This is a genomic window from Paracoccus sp. SJTW-4 (assembly GCF_047716885.1).
Lineage (GTDB): Bacteria > Pseudomonadota > Alphaproteobacteria > Rhodobacterales > Rhodobacteraceae > Paracoccus > Paracoccus solventivorans.
The window spans coordinates 842,225-860,819 of sequence record NZ_CP136681.1 but is presented as its reverse complement, the minus strand read 5'-3'; the positions used below and the strand labels follow the sequence as shown (position 1 = coordinate 860,819).

20 protein-coding genes are annotated in these 18,595 nt (G+C 70.1%); 12 read left to right on the top strand and 8 right to left on the bottom strand.

Annotated elements, in window-relative coordinates:
- Positions 1 to 53 precede the first annotated feature (53 nt).
- Positions 54 to 1,343: an SPOR domain-containing protein gene (locus RSP45_RS04270; protein ID WP_415393342.1), complete on the top strand. Its 1,290-nt coding sequence runs from the start codon at positions 54 to 56 to the stop codon at positions 1,341 to 1,343.
- Between the two features lie 78 nt (positions 1,344 to 1,421).
- Here RSP45_RS04270 and RSP45_RS04265 read toward each other — a convergent pair whose 3' ends face one another.
- From RSP45_RS04265 to RSP45_RS04250, 4 genes are all read right to left on the bottom strand, one after another.
- Positions 1,422 to 2,441 carry a hypothetical protein gene (locus tag RSP45_RS04265; RefSeq protein WP_415393341.1) on the bottom strand — a complete coding sequence of 340 codons (1,020 nt, stop codon included), beginning with the start codon at positions 2,439 to 2,441 and terminating at the stop codon, positions 1,422 to 1,424.
- A gap of 1,719 nt (positions 2,442 to 4,160) precedes the next feature.
- On the bottom strand, positions 4,161 to 4,628 hold the full coding sequence (locus RSP45_RS04260; RefSeq protein WP_415393340.1) for a YbjN domain-containing protein: 468 nt from the start codon (positions 4,626 to 4,628) through the stop codon (positions 4,161 to 4,163).
- A 93-nt stretch (positions 4,629 to 4,721) separates the two neighbouring features.
- Entirely contained in the window at positions 4,722 to 5,624 is a 903-nt protein-coding gene (gene rpoH / locus RSP45_RS04255; protein ID WP_073063589.1) for an RNA polymerase sigma factor RpoH, read from the bottom strand.
- Positions 5,625 to 5,654: 30 nt separating this feature from the next.
- The gene (locus tag RSP45_RS04250) at positions 5,655 to 6,713 is read right to left on the bottom strand and encodes an RluA family pseudouridine synthase (RefSeq protein ID WP_415393339.1); all 1,059 of its coding nucleotides are present in this window, start codon (positions 6,711 to 6,713) and stop codon (positions 5,655 to 5,657) included.
- On the opposite strand from RSP45_RS04250, the gene RSP45_RS04245 reads away from it, so the two are divergent.
- Positions 6,712 to 7,017: a DUF6476 family protein gene (locus RSP45_RS04245; RefSeq protein WP_415393338.1), complete on the top strand. Its 306-nt coding sequence runs from the start codon at positions 6,712 to 6,714 to the stop codon at positions 7,015 to 7,017. The genes RSP45_RS04250 and RSP45_RS04245 overlap by 2 nt on opposite strands.
- 158 nt (positions 7,018 to 7,175) lie before the next feature.
- Here RSP45_RS04245 and RSP45_RS04240 read toward each other — a convergent pair whose 3' ends face one another.
- On the bottom strand, positions 7,176 to 7,448 hold the full coding sequence (locus RSP45_RS04240) for an accessory factor UbiK family protein (RefSeq protein WP_415393337.1): 273 nt from the start codon (positions 7,446 to 7,448) through the stop codon (positions 7,176 to 7,178).
- Positions 7,449 to 7,600: 152 nt separating this feature from the next.
- On the opposite strand from RSP45_RS04240, the gene lgt reads away from it, so the two are divergent.
- The 3 genes from lgt to pgeF are packed head-to-tail and all read left to right on the top strand — an operon-like array spanning position 7,601 to position 10,363.
- Entirely contained in the window at positions 7,601 to 8,470 is an 870-nt protein-coding gene (lgt, locus tag RSP45_RS04235; protein WP_415393336.1) for a prolipoprotein diacylglyceryl transferase, read from the top strand.
- On the top strand, positions 8,467 to 9,570 hold the full coding sequence (locus tag RSP45_RS04230) for a class I SAM-dependent methyltransferase (RefSeq protein ID WP_415393993.1): 1,104 nt from the start codon (positions 8,467 to 8,469) through the stop codon (positions 9,568 to 9,570). Before lgt ends, RSP45_RS04230 begins: the two co-directional genes overlap by 4 nt.
- 34 nt (positions 9,571 to 9,604) lie before the next feature.
- Positions 9,605 to 10,363, top strand: a complete 759-nt coding sequence (gene pgeF / locus RSP45_RS04225; RefSeq protein WP_415393335.1) for a peptidoglycan editing factor PgeF — start codon at positions 9,605 to 9,607, stop codon at positions 10,361 to 10,363.
- Here pgeF and RSP45_RS04220 read toward each other — a convergent pair.
- Positions 10,360 to 10,845, bottom strand: coding sequence for an Lrp/AsnC family transcriptional regulator (locus RSP45_RS04220; protein WP_415393334.1), 486 nt, complete (start codon positions 10,843 to 10,845; stop codon positions 10,360 to 10,362). The genes pgeF and RSP45_RS04220 overlap by 4 nt on opposite strands.
- Positions 10,846 to 11,053: 208 nt before the next feature.
- Here RSP45_RS04220 and RSP45_RS04215 point away from each other — a divergent pair, with 208 nt between their 5' ends.
- The 4 genes from RSP45_RS04215 to RSP45_RS04200 all read left to right on the top strand — a co-directional run bounded on the left by RSP45_RS04215 (position 11,054) and on the right by RSP45_RS04200 (position 15,839).
- The gene (locus RSP45_RS04215; protein WP_415393333.1) at positions 11,054 to 11,749 is read left to right on the top strand and encodes a DUF4395 domain-containing protein; all 696 of its coding nucleotides are present in this window, start codon (positions 11,054 to 11,056) and stop codon (positions 11,747 to 11,749) included.
- 58 nt (positions 11,750 to 11,807) lie between these two features.
- Complete coding sequence (gene trxB, locus RSP45_RS04210; RefSeq protein WP_415393332.1) at positions 11,808 to 12,821, top strand: thioredoxin-disulfide reductase; 1,014 nt, start codon at positions 11,808 to 11,810, stop codon at positions 12,819 to 12,821.
- 182 nt (positions 12,822 to 13,003) lie between these two features.
- A complete protein-coding gene (locus RSP45_RS04205; protein WP_415393331.1) occupies positions 13,004 to 14,719 on the top strand; it encodes a bifunctional sulfate adenylyltransferase/adenylylsulfate kinase in 1,716 nt (571 codons plus the stop codon).
- Positions 14,720 to 14,897: 178 nt separating this feature from the next.
- Positions 14,898 to 15,839, top strand: a complete 942-nt coding sequence (locus tag RSP45_RS04200; protein WP_415393330.1) for a glycosyltransferase family 8 protein — start codon at positions 14,898 to 14,900, stop codon at positions 15,837 to 15,839.
- Here the strand turns inward: RSP45_RS04200 and RSP45_RS04195 are convergent.
- Positions 15,826 to 16,050 (bottom strand): DUF1150 family protein, encoded by a 225-nt coding sequence (locus RSP45_RS04195; protein ID WP_415393329.1) that lies wholly within the window; start codon positions 16,048 to 16,050, stop codon positions 15,826 to 15,828. The two genes, RSP45_RS04200 and RSP45_RS04195, sit on opposite strands and share 14 nt — an antisense overlap.
- An 11-nt stretch (positions 16,051 to 16,061) precedes the next feature.
- Positions 16,062 to 16,472: an Hsp20 family protein gene (locus RSP45_RS04190; protein ID WP_073062438.1), complete on the bottom strand. Its 411-nt coding sequence runs from the start codon at positions 16,470 to 16,472 to the stop codon at positions 16,062 to 16,064.
- A gap of 192 nt (positions 16,473 to 16,664) precedes the next feature.
- On the opposite strand from RSP45_RS04190, the gene RSP45_RS04185 reads away from it, so the two are divergent.
- The 3 genes from RSP45_RS04185 to RSP45_RS04175 all read left to right on the top strand — a co-directional run bounded on the left by RSP45_RS04185 (position 16,665) and on the right by RSP45_RS04175 (position 18,591).
- Entirely contained in the window at positions 16,665 to 16,883 is a 219-nt protein-coding gene (locus RSP45_RS04185; protein WP_073062434.1) for a YdcH family protein, read from the top strand.
- Between the two features lie 77 nt (positions 16,884 to 16,960).
- Positions 16,961 to 17,458 carry a 5-(carboxyamino)imidazole ribonucleotide mutase gene (gene purE / locus RSP45_RS04180; protein ID WP_303729931.1) on the top strand — a complete coding sequence of 166 codons (498 nt, stop codon included), beginning with the start codon at positions 16,961 to 16,963 and terminating at the stop codon, positions 17,456 to 17,458.
- Positions 17,459 to 17,526: 68 nt separating this feature from the next.
- On the top strand, positions 17,527 to 18,591 hold the full coding sequence (locus tag RSP45_RS04175) for a 5-(carboxyamino)imidazole ribonucleotide synthase (protein ID WP_415393328.1): 1,065 nt from the start codon (positions 17,527 to 17,529) through the stop codon (positions 18,589 to 18,591).
- Positions 18,592 to 18,595 lie beyond the last annotated feature (4 nt).

Here is an 18,595-nt window from a genome sequence, read left to right as displayed (position 1 = left end):
GCTATGGATCGGTCCAGGGCCCGCGAATCGGGGCTGGAAGGGAAGGGCCGGCGATGTGGCTGCGGGTTGTCGCGCTGTTGTTATACATGCTCCCGGGGCTGGTCCTGGCCCAGGGGGCCGAGACTGCCGTGCCGCGTCCCGAAGGGCCGGTCGCGGGCGCCCTGGACCCGCGCCGCCCGGCCGAGCCGCCGCCGCCGGATTTCACCGGCCGGCAATATATCGATTCAGGCGGCTGCGTGTTCCTGCGGACCGAGGCGGGCTGGCGCGCCCGCCTGTCCCGCGACGGCGCGGCGATCTGCGGCTGGCCGCCGACGCTTGCCGCCCGCGGGGCCGATGCCCCGCCGCTGCCCGGGGCGGAACCGCGCGCGGCGCAGATCGAGCGGCTGCTGACCGAGACCATCATCACCAACCTGCACGAGGGCGAACTGGTCGCGGGCGAAGCGCTGCCTCCGGTCGGGGGCGCTGGGGATTCCGCGACAGACCAGGCCTCGCGCGCGGCCAGGCCGGACGCCGATCCGCTGGGTATCGGCCGCATGATCGCGACCGCCCCGGACCTGCGCCGGCAGCTGGTCGGCCCCGCCCGTGCCGAGCATATGTGCCAGCTGATCGGCGCAGGTGACCCCTTGGGCCTCTGCGGCCCTGCGGAAAACCAGCTGGCGCTGGCGCCCCGGGTCCCGGTCGCGACAGCCGGTCCGAAGCTCGTGACGGCAGCACCCGACATTCCGCCCACTCCGTCTGCTACTGATGCGACGGCCCCGCAGATCGCGCCTCGGGCCACGACTCTATCGGCCGCTGCTGCGACAGCCCCACAGGTGGCGCCTCCGGTCTCGGCTCCGCCGGGCGCTGTTGTGGCGGCTGCGCAAGCCGTGCCTGCGGCCACCACTCCGCCCGCCGCTGCTGCGACGGCCCCGCAGGTCGCGCCTCCGGCAGCGACTCCTCCAGCCGCTACAGTGGCGGCTGCGCAAGCCGCGCCGGCAACAACCTCTCCTCCGACGCCGGCAACTTCACCGCCCACCGCTGCTCCACCGTCCGCCACCTCGCCCGCCTCCAGCCCGGCCACCGTGTCGCGCACCGCTCCCGGTCCGACGGGGGCGCGGCCCGAGGTTCCTCTGCTGATCCCGCCGGGCGCGCGATATCTCGAGGTCGGCGCCTTCAAGGATCCGCTTGACGCACATAGGCTGGCGCAGAAACTGGTTGCCATGGGTCTGCCGGTGGTGCGCAGCAAGCCGGGGCAGACCACCCTCAGCGCCGTCATGGTCGGGCCGCTGGAGGGGCGAGAGGCGATGGTGCGCATGGCCGACCGGCTGCGCAAGGCGGGTTTCGTCCGGCTGGTGGCGCGATGAGTTCGTTACATCCGCAACGTCGTCTTCAGGACGCGCCGCCGCGGTTCCGCCGGGTGCCGCCCCCCTCCGGCCCGAGGCTCAGTGGGCACAGATCTGTTGCAGCTGCAACCACTCTCCCTCGCTGGCCAGCGGCTCGGGCTCGGACGATCGCCAGGGATCGGCCTCGATCAGCGTCAACACGGTTTCCCCGGTGGGGTCGAGCGAGCGCGCATAGGGTTGGCTGGACACGCCCGCCTCTTCCATCCGCGCCAGCAGCGTCTCGTCATCGGGACGCGGCGCGGGGCGTGACAGCAGCGCCGCGCCCTGTCCGGCGATGGCTTCGGCCGCCAGCTCGCCCGAGGTCAGCATTGTCAGCGCCGCGCGGATCCCGGCCGCGCGCAGCACCGCCTCGAGCGGATCCGCATCCGCCGCCACCGCATCGGCCGCGAGCACATGCCCCGCCGCCACCGCCGGCCCCGGCTCGCCCGCGATCATGTCGTCGCCGATCACCACGATGCGCCCCGGCAGCGCCCGCGCCCCCCGCATCGTCGCCGGCAGCACCACGATCCGCCCCTCGGGGCCCAGCAGCCGCGCCGACAGCCGGTCGAGCACCGCCGCCCCCGCCGGCCGGTCGCAAGGGGTGCCGGCCGCTTGCCGCATGTCGGCCAGCAGCGCGAGCCCGACCGCCGTGCGCTGCGCCGGCGGCGCCACCCGTGCCGCATGGGCGATCACCGCGCCGGGCAGCCAGACGGCCGCGGCCAGCGCCCCAGCAGCAACGGCTGACCAGACCAGCGCGCTGCGCAACCGGCCCTTGTGCGGGCGGCTGGCGGCGATGGCGGAATGGACGCGCTCGATCGCCTGCACCATCAGCCGGTCGTCGATCTCCACCACCTCGTCCTGGGCGGCGTCGCCGGGGGCGAAGATCGCGGGCAGCTGGCCGGGATTGAGCCGCGTCACCGCCGGCAGCGACCAATGCGACAGCGGCTCTTCCGAGCGGGGATCGCGCAGGATCAGCGTGGCATCCCCGAAGGACACGATCACGTCATGCAGCCGCCCGCCCGGTTCGGGGCGCCACACCCCCGCGGCCTCGAGCCGCTGGAACTGCGTCAATGCGGTCACGGTGGCCGAATTCTCCGTTGCGGTTGTGCCGGGCGAACCGCCGATCGCGGCCTGGCCCGACGATGATTGTGCCGATTCCGGGCAATTCGTCCAGCCCCGTGGGCGCGGGTGCCATTTCAAGACCTGCTGAACTTTCCCGGCACGGGGCACATGCTGCCGTTGTGCGGGCAGGCGCCGGATTTTGGGGCTGTATCGGCCGCGGGGTCCGGGGGCGGCGTCAGGCGGAGAGGCTCGTTCCGGTTGCTCCCCCTGACCAACTAGCGCGGCGACCCGTCTCGGACCTTGCCGGGTTGTGGAGTGCTTCGGCTACGCCAAGCGGGCAATTCATGCCGAGCGCTATGCCCGAGAAGCAGCCATCAGCTGGAACCCGTTCCGGACTATTCGTCCAGCCGCGGGGACGTGGGTTTTCTCAAAGCTTTGCCGAACTTCCCGGGGGCATATGCGGATGTGGTACGGAACAGGCATCGGGCTTCTGGCCGTTGCCAGTTGTGGGGCCCGCAGGCAGCACCAGTCGATAAAGCTAAGTGCGGTCGCTCATCCCTGGCCGGGGTGGGGGTATATTTGGACTTTGCCGGCAATATCGGCCGTGCCGAGCGCGCGATCCGCGTCAGGCGTACGATATCCGAAAAGCAACCACCCGTTGAAATTCGGGCCATTTGTTCGGTCTCGAGGCGCAGGTGCCATCCGGACCCCATCGAAATTTCCCAGCACGGAACACATGCTGCCGTTGTAGGAACAGGTGTCGATTCCTGGGCCGTTGCCTGCCGCGGAGCCCGCAGACGGTCCCTGCAATAAAGCTCGTTCCGGCCGCTTTTCTTGCTCCCGAGAGCGGCCTCTCGTTCCAGACTCGGGCTGCTGTGTGCACCCGCTGCGACGAGCGGGCGATATGACCGCGACCTGCACTGCGTAAAAAAGCATCCACCAGTTGGAATTTGTTTCGGGCCATCGTCCAGCCTCGTGGACGCAGGTGCCATCCGAACCCTGCCGCACTCCCGCGGCACGAGCGACATGCTGCCGTTGTGCGGGCCCCTGCCGGTTTTGGGGCGAGGGGCGCGCGCGGGACGTCCGTCCAGATCCCGAGGCTACCCAGCCGTCAAGCCTGTTCTGCGGTTCGTCGTGCCGCAGGCGGGCAGGATTTCCAAACTAGAGGGAGTTCCCCCGGCGTGGCACAGGCTGCTTTGCCGGCGACTGCCCGTGGACGCGTCAAGCTGCTGTCGCGGGCAATTACCGTGTTCCGGGACCGGGGTCGCGGCTGGGCGCCTGATTCCAAGCCGGTCGTTTATCCAGCGGTCGGGCCGGCTCTGTGGCTTCCGCCGTCCCGCAAGCGGGCGTGCATTCCGATCCGGGGAACTCCGCCGCACGACACATGCCGTCTTGCCGGCAACTTGCACGCCCGCGCCCGAACTGCTGCCTGGTGGGCCACTGTCGGCTTCGCGGAAAACGGGGGCTGCGCTGGCTCTGGCTCCAGCCCTCGTGACCCAACCTTCAGGCGGGGTTCTTGGTGTCTTCCCGTCCCGCCGCAGTGCGCATTTCCGATCCCTTGAGATCTACCAAACGGCATATATCCCACTTTGCCGGGAACTCCCCCGCGTGCCCTCAGCTGCCGCCCGGCTTACGAGCATCAGCCTTGCGGGATCCACGGCCGCTTACGCGGACAACTGCCGGACCTCCGGAGGAGCGGAACCGCATGTTCCTCTTCCCCACCCATGCCTCCCAGCCTCACCAGCCGATGAAGCTCGAAAACTCCGAGGCGCCGACCCGCCACATGTCCAGCGCCAGTTCAAAGCCGTTGTCGCTGAGCCCGTCGGGGCCGAGCGGCACCAGCATTTCCAGGAACGGGTCGCCCTCGTCGTCGATCCAGGCCTTGCCGAAGCGTTTGGTGCGGTTCCACTCGTTCACCTTTGCCGCGCTCAGCGGGGTGTCGAGGTCGAAGCCGGCGCGGAACTCGAGCGAGGTGCAGGAGGCATCCTCGCAGCCGTAGAACCAGATCGAGAAGCGGATCCCTTCGATCCGCGATTCGATCTTGGGGTCGCCTTCGGAATCGAGGCTCGTGTCGGCCTTGAGCCCGTAGTCCCGCAGCGCCGCGGCGACGGAATCGGCGGTGCCGACGACCTGCGCGGACGAAGGTAATGCCAACAAGGGAGTCGCCAGTGCGGAAGCAAGCAGGACCGGAACCAGAGCTTTCATCGCGACCACCCTTGCATCATCGCGCGGACCGCCCCGCGCCGCCCCCAGATGCCGCGGCGGCGCCAAGGGCGCAAGGGGTTCCGCCGCGCGGGCCTATTCCTCGCCGATCTCCAGCCCCTTCTCGCTGGCCAGCCGGTGCATCCGGTCCTGCAGCTTTTCAAAGGCGCGGACCTCGATCTGGCGGATGCGCTCGCGCGAGACGCCGTAGCGTTCCGAAAGCTGTTCCAGCGTCACCGGGTCGTCACGCAGCCGGCGCTCGGTCAGGATGTCGCGCTCGCGGTCGTTCAGCACGTCCATCGCCGCGGCCAGCATCGAGCGGCGGGTGTCCAGCTCGTCGGCCTCGGCGTAATCGCCGGCCTGGTCGGCGCTTTCGTCCTCGAGCCAGTCCTGCCACTGCGCGGTCGAATCGCCGTCGGCCGAGCCCACCGTCGCGTTCAGCGAGGCGTCGCCCCCCGACAGGCGCCGGTTCATCTCGATCACTTCCTGCTCGGTCACGCTCAGGTCATGGGCGATCTGGGCGACGTTTTCCGGGCGCAGGTCGCCCTCTTCAAAGGCGCCCAGCTTGGCCTTGGCCTTGCGCAGGTTGAAGAACAGCTTCTTCTGGGCCGAGGTGGTGCCCATCTTCACCAGCGACCACGAGCGCAGGATATATTCCTGGATCGAGGCGCGGATCCACCACATCGCATAGGTGGCCAGCCGGAACCCCTTGTCGGGGTCGAAGCGCTTGACCGCCTGCATCAGCCCGACATTGGCCTCGGAAATCACCTCGGCCTGCGGCAGGCCGTAGCCGCGGTAGCCCATGGCGATCTTGGCGGCCAGCCGCAGATGCGAGGTCACCAGCTTGTGCGCGGCCTCGGCGTCCTGATGGTCGACCCAGGCCTTGGCCAGCATGAACTCCTCTTCGGGTTCAAGCAGGGGGAACTTGCGGATCTCTTGCAGATAGCGGTTGAGACCCTGTTCGGGGCTGGGCGCAGGCAGTTTCGTGTAATTCGCCATCGTCATCCTTGTGCGGCATCGGGCCGCAACTCATATATCAGAACGCAGGGTGTCCGGGCCGGTTCCACGCAGGGCGGCGGCCAGTGTCGTCATGTCCGCGGGCATGGGGCTGTCGAAGCTCAGCCTGCGGCCGTCGGCGGGGTGGTCGAAGCCCAGATGCGCCGCGTGCAGCGCCTGCCGGGGAAACTCGGCGATGGCGGCGGCAGCCTCGGGCCCCAGCGCCCGGACCGAGGCGCGGCGCGCGCCACCATAGACCGGATCGCCGATCAGCCCCAGCCCGCAATAGGTCAAATGCACCCGAATCTGGTGGGTGCGCCCGGTTTCCAGCCGGCATTCCGCCAGCATCGCCGCCGGGGGCTGGCCGAAGCTTTCCAGCATCCGCGCCCGCGTCACCGCATGGCGGCCCTGGGTGGTGCTGACCGCCTGGCGCTGGCGGTCGCTGGGGTGGCGGCCGATGTTGGTCGCGATCCGCAGCACCCCGCCGGGCTCGAAACTGATGCCGGGCAGGCCGCGCAGCCGCGGGTCGGCGGGGTCGATCACCCCATGCGCCAGCGCCAGATAGCGGCGCGAGGCGCTGTGATCCTCGAACTGCCGGGCCAGCGCGTGATGGGCGCGGTCGGTCTTGGCGACGACCAGCAGCCCCGAGGTGTCCTTGTCGATGCGGTGCACGATGCCGGGGCGCAGCGCGCCGCCGATCCCCGACAGGCTGCCCGCGCAATGCGCCAGCAGCGCGTTGACCAGCGTCCCCGAGGGGCTGCCGGGCGCCGGATGCACCACCATGCCGGCCGGCTTGTCGATGACGATCAGTTCGTCGTCCTCATAGGCAACGGTCAGGGGGATGGCTTCGGGGCGGGCGTCGATGGGCTCGGGCTCGCCGAATGTGATCACATATTCACCGGGGGTGGCACGGGCCTTGCCGTCGCGCACCATGCCCTCGGGACCGCGCACCGCGCCCTCGGCGATCAGCCGCACGATGCGGGACCGCGACAGCGACGCCGACGCTGGCGCCGCCGCGGCCAGCGCCTTATCAAGCCGCAGATGGTCGGTCGGCGGGATGTCGGCCGCAAGGGTAAGGACGAGGTCGGGCATGGCTGCGCATGATAAGGCAGAGAGCGGCGCGGGGAAAGTGCCCGAACTGGCCTGGCTGCGCCGGCTGGTGACGGCGCTGGCGCTGGTGATGATGCTGGGCATCGCGGCGGTGGCGGCGACGCTGTGGCTGCGGCTGTCGCCATCGCTGCCGGAACTGCCCGCAGCCATCACCCTGCCGCAGGGGGAAACCGCCGCCGCCGTCACCTTTGCTCGCGACTGGACGGTGGTGGTCACGGGCGCCGGAACGATCCTGCTGTTCGACCGCGGCGGCCGGTTACGGCAGAGCGTGACGCCCGATTCCTGAGCCGCGGCGTTCCGATCAACTCGCCCGCCCGGCGTCGCCGCTGCATGGGTATTTGGACCAGAAAGAAGCCCGCAGCCCGGCGCGCGCGCCTCGTGGCTTCTTTCTGGCTCAAATACCCATCGCAGCGCGGCCGCAGGCGCGGCGCCCGACTGTTGGGCTCAGCCGACCGGCTGGTCGGGCTCGGATCCCTGCAGCGCGGCGATCATCGCGCGCAGCTCGGCGTTTTCGGTGCGGGCCTTGATAGCCATGTCGCGGACGGCCTCGAATTCCTCGCGGGTGACAAAGTTGCGGTCCGCCAGCCAGCGGTCCACCCAGCTTTTCATCGCGGTCTCGGCCTCGTCCCGGGCGCCCTGGGCCACGCCCATCGCATTGGTCATCAGCCGGGACATGTCGTCCAGAAAACGGTTCGGCCCGCTGCCCTGGGTGGTCATGGTGTCGTCCTTTCGCGTCCTGCGTCGGGGCTCTATATGGCGCCGCCGCGCTCTCGCTTCAATGATCGGCTGTCAGCGGCGGCGCGGTTGACAGCGCCGCCCGGCCCGGCCAAGCAAACCCGGCCAATCCCCCGGCGGTCCAGGAGGAAACCATGATCCCATTCCCCGAAATCTCGCCGGACGTGTTCGCGATCACCATCGCCGGGCGCGAGTTCGCGCTGCGCTGGTATGCGCTGGCCTATCTGGCCGGGCTGCTGATCGGCTGGCGGATCATCGTGGCGCTGATGCGGCGCCCGCAGCTTTGGGGCGGGACCGCGCCGATGCGCCCCGAACAGGTCGAGGAGTTGCTGACCTGGGTCGTCGTCGGGGTGATCCTGGGCGGGCGGCTGGGCTTCGTGCTGTTCTACGAGCCCGGCTATTACCTGTCGCACCCGGGTGAGATCATCAAGGTCTGGCAGGGCGGCATGTCGTTTCACGGCGGTTTCCTGGGGGTGGTGCTGGCCGCCTGGGCCTGGGCGCGCCGCCACGGCATCGCGGCGCTGCGGCTGGCCGATGCGCTGGCGGTGGCGGCGCCGGTCGGCCTGCTGCTGGGGCGGCTGGCCAATTTCATCAATGCCGAGCTGTGGGGGCGGCCGACCACCGCGCCCTGGGGGGTGATCTTCCCCGGCGAGGCCGCGCAGGACTGTCCCGGCATCGTCGGCGCCTGCGCCCGCCATCCCAGCCAGCTGTATGAGGCCGGGCTGGAGGGGCTGCTGCTGGGGCTGGTGCTGCTGGTGCTGGTGCGCCGCGGCGGGCTGGCGCGGCCGGGGCTGGCGCTGGGGGTGTTCCTGGCCGGCTACGGGCTGGCGCGTTTCGTGGTCGAGTTCTTCCGCCAGGCCGACGCCCGCTTCATCACCCCGGACAATCCGCTGGGCCATGTGCTGGGCGGGCCGGTCTGGGGCGTGACCATGGGACAGCTGCTGTCGCTGCCGATGGTGGCGGTGGGCGCCGGCTTTGTCCTGTGGGCGCTGAGGTCGCGGTGACGCCGCTGGCCCGGATCATCGCGGCCCGCATCCGGGCCGAGGGGCCGATGCCGCTGGACGAGTACATGCGGCTGTGCCTGATGCACCCGCAGCACGGGTATTATTCCACTCGCGACCCGTTCGGCGCGCAGGGCGATTTCACCACCGCGCCGGAAATCAGCCAGATGTTCGGCGAGCTGGTCGGGCTGGCCATCGCGCAGGCGTGGCTGGACCAGGGCGCGCCGGCGCCGTTCACGCTGGCCGAGCTGGGGCCGGGGCGGGGGACGCTGATGGCGGACGTGTTGCGCGCCACCGCCCGCGTGCCCGGGTTCCGGCAGGCGGCGACGGTGGCGCTGGTCGAGGCCTCGCCGCATCTGCGCCTCGTGCAGCGCCAGCGGCTGGGCGAGGTGCTGCATCTCGATTCGGCGGCCGATCTGCCGCAGGCGCCGCTGTTCCTGATCGCCAACGAGTTCTTCGACGCGCTGCCGATCCGGCAGGTCCAGCGCACCGCGCAAGGCTGGGCCGAGCGCATGGTGACGCTGGACGCCGCGGGCGCGCTGGCGCTGGCGCTGGGCGCGCCGCAGCCGCTGCCCCTGGACGGGCCCGAGCGCGAGGTCCGCGAGAGCTGCCCCGAGGGCGCGGCGATCATGGCCACCGTCGCCGGGCGCATCGCCAGCCACGGCGGCGCGGCGATCGTCATCGACTATGGCACCTGGGACGGGCGCGGCGACAGCCTGCAGGCGCTGCGGGCGCACGCCCATGACGACCCGCTGGCCCATCCGGGCGAGGCCGACCTGACCGCCCATGTCGATTTCGCGCCGCTGGCCGCTGCCGCGATCCGCGCTGGTGCGCTCGCATCCCCGCCCGAGCCGCAGGGCCCGTGGCTGCAGGCGCTGGGGATCGAGGCGCGGGCGGCGCGGCTGGCCGCTGCCGGCGATGCGGGGGCGACCGAAGCACTGGACCGCTTGACCGCGCCTGCGCGGATGGGTCACCTGTTCAAGGCGATGGCCGTCTGGGCCAAGGATTCGCCGCCGCCGCCGGGGTTCCGCCCGCTGCCGCTGCGGGACGGACCCGCGCCGCAAGACCGACCTGGCCCCGGCGGGGCTGGCCCTGCAACCTGACGCTCGATCCCCTTGACCCGGTGACGCTGACCCGATGACGCTGGAAATCCTGACCCATCCCGCCCTGCGCCCGCTGAGCCACGGGTTCTTCACCCGCAAGGGCGGGGCCTCTTCGGGGCTGTTTTCGGGGCTGAACTGCGGCCGCGGCTCGACCGACCAGCGCGAGATTGTGGCGATCAACCGCGCGCGGGTGGCGGCGGCGATGGGGGTGGGGCCGGACCGGCTGGCGACGGTGCACCAGACCCATTCCGACCTGGTGGTGACCCTGACCGGGGGCGAGGATCTGGACAGCGTGGCCGCGACCGAGGCCGACGCCATCGTCTCGACCGTGCCCGGGCTTGCCATCGCGGTGCTGACCGCCGACTGCCAGCCGATCCTGCTGGCCGACCGCCGGGCCGGGGTGGTCGGCGCCGCCCATGCCGGCTGGAAAGGCGCGCTGGACGGGATTCTGGACGCCACGGTCGCCGCCATGCGCGCGGCCGGCGCGCGCGAGATCAGCGCGGTGATCGGCCCCTGCATCAGCCAGCGCGCCTATGAGGTGGGCGAGGATTTCATGGACCGCTTCCTGGTCGAGGACGACCGCCACGCGCGGTTCTTTTCCGGCGGGCCCAATGGCCGGCCGATGTTCGACCTGCCGGGATTCGGGCTGGCGGCGCTGCGCGATCTGGGGGTCGAGGCCGAATGGATCGGCCATTGCACCTATTCCGACCCCGACCGCTTCTTCAGCTATCGCCGCGCCACCCATCAGGGGGCGGCCGATTACGGGCGGCTGATCTCGGCGATCACGCTCTAGCGCGGCTCGACCAGTTCGAAGGGCACGCCGGGCTCGTCCTTGGCGCAGCGGATCACCAGGCTGGTCTTGACGCTGGCCACGTTGTCGGCGGCGGTCAGCTGTTCGGTCAGGAAGCGCTGGAAGGTGGACAGGTCCGGCGCCACGCATTTCAGGATGAAGTCGATCTCGCCGTTCAGCATGTGGCATTCGCGCACCAGCGCCCAGCCGCGGGCGCGGTCCTCGAAGGCGGTCAGGTCGCGTTCGGACTGGCTGTGCAGGCGCACCATGGCAAACACCTGCACCTCGAACCCCAGCTCGCGCGGGGCGACGTCGGCGTGATAGCCGCGGATGAAGCCCTGTTCTTCCAGCGTGCGGACCCGGCGCAGGCAGGGCGGGGCCGAGATGCCGACCCGGCGGGCCAGCTCGACGTTGGTCATCCGCCCGTCCGCCTGCAATTCCGCCAGGATCAGTCGGTCGATGTCATCCAGCCTGGCGCCTGCCATGTTCTGCCCACTCCTGCGTTCCGGCGCGGAACTTACGGGTTCGCGGCGGGCGGCGCAATATTGTTTCAAAAGATCGCCACGCGACGCAGCGCTTAGCGGAAAGACCCCCGGGGGCAGAGGGGTGCGACAGGGGGTGCGGCATAATGCGCAGTTATCGTATATACGAATGTAAACATATCTGGTCCCGAACAATTCTCGGAGACCATTCATGTCCGCCATCCTGTCCTTTGGGGAAAGCCGCCCCGGCTATGACGTGCCGGTGCTGAACGAGCGCGAGGCCCGCGCCGCCGCCGGCATCCTGCTGCTGCTGTCGGTGATCGCCGCGATCAATGCGGCGCTGCTGGAAAACTTTCTGCCGATGCGGCTGGTCGTCACGCTGTTCTTCGTCGATTTCGCGCTGCGGGTGCTGGTGAACCCGCGTTTTGCCCCCAGCCTGGTGCTGGCGCGGCTGATCGTCGGCAACCAGCAGCCCGAATTCACCGGCGCCCCGCAGAAGCGCTTTGCCTGGTCGCTGGGGCTGGGGCTGGCGGCGGCGGTGATGGTGATGATCTGGGGCTTCAACATCGCCGGGCCGTGGCTGATGGCGGCCTGCATGGTCTGCATGGCGCTGCTGTATCTGGAAGCGGTGTTCGGGATCTGCGTGGGCTGCAAGCTCTATCCGCTGGTGATGCGCCGCGCGGTCAGCCACTGCCCGGGCGGGGTCTGCGCGATGAAGCCGCGCCGCGACCCGATGACCCGCGCCCGCAAGGCCGAGGTCGCGGTGCTGCTGGCGGTGCTGCTGGGCATCGCCGCGCTGATCCCGGTGGTGGCGACGATGGAGCCGCCGGCGCGGCCGGGCGCGGCCACCACCCCGGCCACGGCGCCGGCCCCCCTCTCGATCACTGCGCCGGGCCCGGGCGAATAGCCCGCTTGTGAGCCACGCCCCGCGGCGCTACATCCTCAAGGTTCAGGAAGGAAATCCCATGGCCCAGACCCGTCACACCCGCGTTCTGATCATCGGCTCCGGCCCGGCCGGCTATACCGCCGGGGTCTATGCCGCCCGCGCGATGCTGGACCCGGTGCTGATCCAGGGGATGCAGCCGGGCGGGCAGCTGACCATCACCACCGACGTGGAAAACTGGCCGGGCGACGCCATGGTCACCGGCCCCGAGCTGATGGCGCGCATGGAAAACCACGCCCGCGAGGTCGGGACCGAGATCATCTCCGACACGGTGACCCGGCTCGACCTGTCGCAGCGGCCCTTTGTCGCCGAATGCGACAGCGGCGCGCGGTGGACGGCCGATGCGGTGATCCTGGCCACCGGGGCGCAGGCGCGCTGGCTGGGGCTGGACAGCGAGACCCGGTTCCAGGGCTTCGGCGTCTCGGCCTGCGCCACCTGCGACGGGTTCTTCTATCGCGGGCGCGAAGTGATCGTGGTCGGCGGCGGCAATACCGCGGTCGAAGAGGCGCTGTTCCTGACCAATTTCGCCAGCAAGGTGACGCTGGTCCACCGCCGCGACAGCCTGCGGGCGGAACGGGTGCTGCAGGACCGGCTGTTCAAGCATCCCAAGGTGGAAATCCTCTGGAACCACGAGATCGCCGAGATCACCGGCACCGACCAGCCGCTGGGGGTGACCGGGGCGGTGCTGCGCTCGACCGTGGACGGCGCCACCCGCAACATCGCCGCGGACGGGGTGTTCATCGCCATCGGCCATTCGCCCGCGTCGGAACTGGTCAAGGACCAGCTGAAGCTGCGCGAGGGCGGCTATGTCTGGGTCGAGCCGGGCACCACCCGCACCTCGATCCCCGGGGTGTTCGCGGCGGGCGACCTGACCGACGACAGCTATCGGCAGGCGGTGACCAGCGCCGGCATGGGCTGCATGGCGGCGCTGGATACCGAGCATTTCCTGGCCGCCGAGGGCATGGCCGAGCGCGCCACCACCCCCGCCGCGGCGACCGATGTGCACCACGCGCCCGAGCGCGCCGGCACCGCCTGAGCCGTCGCAGACGCGCCCGCACCGCCGGCAGGCGGGCAAGCGGGCGCGCAACGGCAAAACCGCCGGGAAAAAATCGCAACGACTGGCTGTTGCAGCGCAGCGGCACGGCGGCTAAGGCTGGATTCGCGCACCGCAGCAATTCGCGGCAGGCGCATGTTTTGTCCTGATGATCGAGTGTGCAGATGAGCCAGCCCAACCTCGTGCCGATTCCGGAACTTTACGTCAACGCCGACTCGGCGCAGAAGCTCAAGGCCGATGCGGGCGAGATGCCGTCCTGGGACCTGACCCAGCGGCAGCTGTGCGATCTGGAACTGCTGATGAGCGGGGGGTTCCATCCCCTCAAGGGGTTCCTGACCGAGGCCGATTATGACGGCGTGGTCAACGATATGCGGCTGTCCTCGGGGGCGCTGTGGCCGATGCCGATCACGCTGGACGTGTCCGAGGAATTCGCCGCAAAGGCCGAGCCGGGCACCGACATCGCGCTGCGCGACCCGGAAGGGGTGATCCTGGCCATCCTGTCGGTCACCGACCGCTGGACCCCCGACAAGAAGCACGAGGCCGAAAAGGTCTTTGGCAACGGCGCCGACGACATCGCGCATCCGGCGATCAACTATCTGCACAACGTGGCCGGGCCGGTCTATCTGGGCGGGCCGATCACCGGCATCCAGCCGCCGACGCATTACGATTTCAAGGCCCGCCGCGACACCCCGAACGAGCTGCGGGCGTTCTTCCGCAAGATGGGCTGGCGGCGGATCGTCGCGTTCCAGACCCGCAACCCGCTGCACCGCGCCCATCAGGAGCTGACCTTCCGCGCCGCGCGCGAGGCACAGGCCAACCTGCTGATCCATCCGGTCGTCGGCATGACCAAGCCGGGCGACGTGGACCATTTCACCCGCGTGCGCTGCTACGAGGCGGTGCTGGACAAATATCCGTCCGCCACCACCCATCTGTCGCTGCTGAACCTGGCGATGCGCATGGCCGGCCCGCGCGAGGCGGTGTGGCACGGCATCATCCGCCGCAACCACGGGCTGACCCACATGATCGTCGGCCGCGACCATGCCGGCCCCGGCAAGAACAGCCAGGGGCAGGATTTCTACGGCCCCTATGACGCGCAGGAACTGTTCCGCAAGCACCAGGCCGACATCGGGGTCGAGATGGTCGACTTCAAGCAGATGGTCTATGTGCAGGAACGTGCGCAGTATGAGCCTCGGGACGAGGTCGAGGAGGGCGCGACCATCCTCGACATCTCGGGCACGGAACTGCGCCGCCGCCTGCGCGAGGGGCTGGAAATCCCCGAGTGGTTCAGCTTCCCCGAGGTGGTGACCCAGCTGCGCCGCACCTCGCCGCCCCGCGACAGGCAGGGATTCACGGTGTTCTTCACCGGGCTGTCGGGGTCGGGGAAATCCACCATCGCCAATGCGCTGATGGTCAAGCTGATGGAGCTGGGCGGACGTCCGGTGACGCTGCTCGACGGCGATGTGGTGCGCAAGCACCTGTCCTCGGAACTGGGGTTCAGCAAGGAACACCGCGACATCAACATCAAGCGCATCGGCTATGTCGCGTCCGAGATCACCAAGAACGGCGGCATCGCGCTCTGCGCCCCGATCGCGCCCTATGCCGCCACCCGCCGCGCCGTGCGCCAGATGATCGAGCAATACGGCGCCTTCCTTGAAGTCCACGTCGCCACCAGCCTTGAAGAATGCGAGCGCCGCGACCGCAAGGGGCTCTACAAGCTGGCGCGCGAGGGCAAGATCAAGGAGTTCACCGGGATTTCCGACCCCTACGAGGTTCCCGAAAACCCCGAACTGCGCGTCCAGACCGAGGGCGTGGACGTGGACTATGCCGCCCAGCAGGTGCTGCTGAAGCTGGAAAGCATGGGGCTGATCGGGCTGGCGTGAGCGGCTGACGGCAGGGCGGCAGGCCCTGCCCGACACTCCCCTGTCCCCGGTTTCATCCGCGGGGCAGGGAACCCGGATGCTGCGCCGGGATTTCCTTCTGACGGCGTGACGGCCGCATGACCGGGCAGGGTCCCCTGCCGCCGTGTCGTGCAGCGTTGCGCCCCGGGAGGGATCGCAGATGTCGCTGCATATCGTCACCGGCTCGGACGACAATTACGTCCCCGGCGTGCTGGTGCTGCTGGCCTCGGTCAATTTCCACAACCCGGGCGCAAGGTTCACCGTGCTGGACCTGGGGATCTCGCCTGAAAACCGCGCGCGGCTGGACCGGCTGGGCGAGCGGCTGGGCGCGCGGGTGGACCGGGTCGAGGTGCCGGTGGACGTTTTCGACCATGTGCCGGTGCGCCGCGCGCATCTGACCCGCGGCACCTTCCTGCGCCTGCTGGTCCCTGAACTGCTGCCGGCCGACGACCGCGTGGTCTACATGGATTGCGACATGGTGGTGCTGGGCGATCTGTCGCCGCTGGCCACCGTGGAGTTGGGCGAACAGCTGGTCGCCGCCGTGCGCAGCCCCGGCAACCGCGACAACAAGGTCAACGCCGGGCTGCTGGTGATGAACCTGCCGCGGTGGCGCGCCGAGGACATGGGGCGGCGCTGCCTCGCGCGGTTCGTTTCCGATGAAAAGCCGGTGCTGAACGGGGATGAAGCGACGCTGAACCTGATGGCACGCGGGCGGATCGTGTTCCTGCCGCCGGGGTTTAACCTGTTCGCCTTTTCCGGGTTCTACCCCGCGCCGGCGGCGCTGCCGCCGGAGGTGCGGGTCGTGCATTACGTGGTGGACCGCAAGCCCTGGCGGCTGCGCACCGAGATGGACCGGCTGTGGTGGTTCCACGCCCGCCGCATCGCCGATCTGCTGCCGCCGCCGCGGCCGCTGCCGCTGCGGGCGCGGCTGTCGCAGCTGAACCGCGCGCGGCGCAAGGCGATGGGTCTGTGGCTGGGGCGGCGGAAATATCGCGCGCGGCGCGAGGTGGCGCGCGCGATGGAGCAGGGGATTGTCGAGCCCTATCTGGCCCGCTGGGCCGCCGCGGCGACCCAGGGCGCAGCGACTATCAGTGCACGCTGACCGGGTTCAGTTCATTCTGGCGAGCCAGCATGAAGGCCAGGCCGCGGTCCGCGACCAGCGCCAGCCGCTCGCCGTCGATGCCGTGGACGGCGTAAAGCGCCTGCAACTCGGGCGCCTGCTGGCGCACCTCGGCGGGCAGGCTGTCCATCTCGACCCGGCGGACATAGACGGTGTTGCCCTCAGCGGTCGGAAAATTATGTTTCATGTTCATGGCGATCCCCTTTACTTGCGGCTGATCGGTATGGTCTGGACGATGCTTTGCGGCGCGATCCGCCGCAGGTCGACGTGGAGCAGCCCGTTTTCCAGCGCCGCGCTTTCGACCTCGATCCCCTCGGCCAGCACGAAGCTGCGCTGGAAGGCGCGCGAGGCGATGCCGCGGTGCAGGAACACCCGCTCGGCATCGGCGTCGGCCTGGCGGCCGCGGATCACCAGCTGCCGGTCCTCGACCGTCAGCGACAGGTCGTCCTCGGCGAAACCGGCGACGGCCAGGGTGATGCGGAACCCGTCCGGGGCGCGATGCTCGATGTTGTAGGGAGGGTAGCCCTCGGCCCCCTTGGCGGCGCGTTCGGCCAGCCGTTCGAGCTGGTCGAAACCCAGCAGATAGGGATGCGTTCCCAAGCTCATCTTGGTCATCGGCGTCCTCGGTCAAGCGACTGCTTTTCCGGGCCCCGATTGCGGCGACCCGGCCACGGGACAGATATGTGATCCGGCGGACGCATCCGCAAGAGCCCGGGCGGGTCGAGCCAAACTTCCCCTTATCGAAGCGCTGCGGACCCTGTATCCTGCCGCCAGCCCCGCACGGCCCCCGCACCACGGACCCGCACCATGACCACCCCGCAAGAAATGTCGCCCGAGGACATCGCCCGCGCCCGGCTGGCCGCTCTGCGCCGCCAGCACCGCGAGCTGGACGAGCAGATCGCGGCCATGGCGGCGGGGGGCGTGGTGTGCAGCCTGACGCTGGGGCGGCTCAAGCGGCAGAAGCTGGCGCTCAAGGACCAGATCGCGCGGCTCGAGGACGAGCTGACCCCCGACATCATCGCCTGACTGCGCGCTTTTCCCCCGTTGCGCCCGCCCGGCGCGCGGCTATGATCCCGGCTTTCCGCGGGGTGAAGGGGTGACGAATGACGGTTCCGGTGGGCATCATCATGGGCAGCCAGTCCGACTGGGCCACGATGCGAGAGGCGGCGCAGGTGCTGGACGAGCTGGGCATCGCCCATGAATCGCGCATCGTCAGCGCGCATCGCACGCCGGACCGGCTGTGGGATTACGGGCGCGCCGCCGTCGGCCGGGGCTTGCAGGTGATCATCGCCGGGGCCGGGGGCGCGGCGCATCTGCCGGGGATGATGGCCTCGAAAACCCGGATCCCGGTGATCGGGGTGCCGGTGCAGACCCGCGCGCTGGGCGGGGTCGATTCGCTGTATTCCATCGTGCAGATGCCCAAGGGGTTCCCGGTCGCGACCATGGCGATCGGGGCGGCGGGGGCGGCGAACGCCGGGCTGATGGCGGCCGGGATCCTGGCGCTGTCCGATCCGGCGCTGGCCGCGCGGCTGGACGCCTGGCGCGCGGCGCTGAGCGCCTCCATCCCGGAGGCGCCGGAGGACATCCGGCCCGAGAGCTGACGCCCCGCCTGGGGTTTTCGCAGGCTGCCGCACCTCGGGCATTCCATCAGGGGTAGGTGAGACGGACGATGAGCAAGCCCAAGCAACTGCCGCCGGGCGCGGTGATCGGCATCCTCGGCGGCGGCCAGCTGGGGCGGATGCTGTCGGTCGCGGCCAGCCGCCTGGGCTATCGCTGCCATGTCTATGAACCCGGCGCCGCGCCCGCGGGCGACGTGGCCCACCGCCTGACCACCGCCCCTTACGAGGACGAGGCCGCGCTGCGCGCCTTTGCCGCCTCGGTCGATGTGGTGACCTATGAGTTCGAGAACGTCCCGGCCGAGGCGCTGGACCTGATCGAGAGCATCGTCCCGATCCGCCCCAACCGCCGCGCGCTGGCGGTCAGCCAGGACCGGCTGGCGGAAAAGGATTTCCTGTCCGGGCTGGGGCTGTCGGTCGCGCCCTATGCCGCCGTGGACAGCGCCGAGGACCTTGCCGCCGCGATGGCAGGCCGCGCGCGCGGCATCCTCAAGACCCGCCGCTTCGGCTATGACGGCAAGGGGCAGGTGCGGGTCGCCGCGGGCGACGACCCCGCCGCCGCCTGGGCGCAGGTGAATGCGCCCGCGGTGCTGGAAGGCTTCGTCGAGTTCTCGGCCGAGATCAGCGTGATCGCGGCGCGCGGGCAGGACGGCGCCGTCGCCGTCTATGACCCCGGGCTGAACGTGCACCGGGACGGGATCCTGCGCACCACCACCGTGCCCTGCGGCCAGCCCGCGCGGCTGATCCCCGAGGCGGTGCTGCTCGCCAGCCGCATCGTCACCGCGCTTGACTACGTTGGCGTGATGGGGGTCGAGCTGTTCGTGACCCCGCAGGGGCTGGTGGTGAACGAGATCGCGCCGCGGGTCCACAACTCGGGGCACTGGACGCAGGCCGGCTGCGCGGTGGACCAGTTCGAGCAGCATATCCGCGCCGTGGCCGGGCTGCCGCTGGGCGACGGGCAGCGCCATGCCGACGTGGTGATGGAGAACCTGATCGGCGACGACATCCAGCGCCTGCCGCAGCTGCTGGCCCAGCCCGACACCCAGATCCATCTTTACGGCAAGGCCGAATCCCGCCCGGGCCGCAAGATGGGGCATGTGAACCGGATCCGGCGCTAGGCTT